The following is a 284-nucleotide window of genomic DNA, read 5'->3' on the forward strand; positions in this document are numbered from 1 at the left end:
TCTATTAAAAACAGAATTTATACTTTAAATATACTATATAGTAGGGTAGCTTATTGTTTATCGTGCGCGGTGAAATGTCATTATTCAAATTAGTAATAAACTATTTATTTTTATTACAATTACACCCTTTTTTCTTTACATAGCCTTGCTCTGCTAAATCTTTTTGTGATTGAGAATTGGAAGATTGAGAAGAAGTTGAAGAACTATTATTTTTATTATTAGAAGAGTTTTTTCGGTAGTCGCTATAATTACTCATAGTATCATCACCTCCAATTAAATATATT

The 284-nt window shown here is 26.4% G+C and carries 1 protein-coding gene; it reads right to left on the reverse strand.

Features of this window, described 5'->3' with window-relative positions; genetic code table 11:
* Window positions 1-100: 100 nt before the first annotated feature.
* A partial coding sequence (locus tag KI356_RS27805; protein ID WP_212937076.1) for a hypothetical protein occupies window positions 101-284 on the reverse strand: 184 nt, incomplete at its 5' end.

The organism is Bacillus hominis (assembly GCF_018332515.1).
Lineage (GTDB): Bacteria > Bacillota > Bacilli > Bacillales > Bacillaceae_G > Bacillus_A > Bacillus_A hominis.